Origin of the sequence: Sporolactobacillus spathodeae, from assembly GCF_016908935.1 — a bacterium.
GTDB lineage: Bacteria > Bacillota > Bacilli > Bacillales > Sporolactobacillaceae > Sporolactobacillus > Sporolactobacillus spathodeae.
Window position 1 is genome coordinate 1 of record NZ_JAFBEV010000052.1, and the last position, 1,505, is coordinate 1,505.

The window sequence follows — 1,505 nt, forward strand, 5'->3', positions numbered from 1 at the left end:
GGTCAAGTCCTGTTTTATGTGTAAATTATCTCAATTAAAAGAGAAGATCTGTTATAAATGGACGCTGGCAATCTTGGTAATCTGATGTTGCTGGTGTCCTTGTTCGTTCTTCCATGCATAATAATCTTTCATGTTCAAGTACAGTCGCTCTTCAGACCAGTTTTCATTCTGCTCCATGAGCAGAGCGCCCATCAAACGCGGCACGGACTCACGATTTGGAAAAATACGAATCACTTGCTCGCGCCGACGGAATTCCTGGTTTAAGCGTTCCAGTATGTTGGTTGTGCGTACACGTCTCCGATATAACTCTGGCAGTGGAAGTACCGCTGTGACATCGTCAAATCCCTCTTCCACCAGCCGAGCAGCCTTCGGAGCCTTTTCTTCGTAATCATTCAAAAACTTGTGAAGTAGCGTGCGGGCTGTCTCGACATCCGGCGCATGAAGGATCGCTCGAACACGGGATCCTCCCTCAGTTCGTAAATCTTTGGGGAGAACATCGCGAACGTTACGTAGAAAATGAGCCTGGCATCGCTGCCAAGTGGCTCCCTGAAAGGCTTTCTTGACCGCTTGAACCAATCCGCCATGATCATCGCTCACCACAATATCGACACCTTTGAGTCCACGTGATTTCAGCCAGTCAAAGTAATTTTTCCAGGCCTCGGAACTTTCACTGTCATCCACTTTCAGTCCCAAAATGGTTCGGTCGCCCTTCTCACTAATGGCATAGCTGATCAACACGCCACGGGAACGCACACGCCCATTCTCGCGAACCTTGGTATAAATGGCGTCTACAAACAGAAACGGGTAACGCCCCTGTAGGGGCCGGTTATTCCAGCCGTCCACAATCGGGTCTAACTGCTGACAAAGTTGGGAAACCGTTGTTTTAGAAAATTCAGTGCCGCAAAGCGATTCCGTAATTTGACTGACGCGACGCGTGGACACACCATTTATAACCATCTCCATAAGGGCCAGATCCAGTGCTTGTTCACTTCTTTGATAACGTTTAAAAAGATCCGTTGAAAAATGGCCGTTCCGCAGCCGCGGAACGTTCAGATTGAGTTTTCCAACACGCGTTTTCAGTGTTCGAGGATAACTCCCGTTGCGGTAGTCATTCCGTCCCTCCGTGCGTTCGTATTTGTCTGCACTTAATTGTTCACCAGCCTGAGCCTGAAGCACTTGATTGAATATGGATTCCAAAAGAGCTTTGACACCCGATTCATGCGTATCCCCAAAAAATAATTGATGCAAAATCTTTTCATCAAGAGTAATCTGTAGTTGAGCCAACCTTTTATCTCTCCTCGAATATGGTTTTGGTCAACTCTATTCTAATTGAGATAATGGGTAATGGCTCATTTTTGTTGAAAATAAGGATTTAGAGAGTCGCGAGTATCCGGGCGTTTTTCTGTGAGGGGGGCCGGCCCCCCTCACAGAAAAACGCCTTTCTCATCCCACAAACTGCTCCACATCAACTACCCTTTTTACACAATTATACTGGCTCAACTAAA

Annotated in this window: 1 protein-coding gene; it reads right to left on the bottom strand. The window is 46.8% G+C overall.

What is annotated here, in order from left to right; genetic code table 11:
- Positions 1 to 51 precede the first annotated feature (51 nt).
- Positions 52 to 1,284 (bottom strand): IS256 family transposase, encoded by a 1,233-nt coding sequence (locus JOC27_RS13320; RefSeq protein WP_205007766.1) that lies wholly within the window; start codon positions 1,282 to 1,284, stop codon positions 52 to 54.
- Between the last annotated feature and the right edge of the window lie 221 nt (positions 1,285 to 1,505).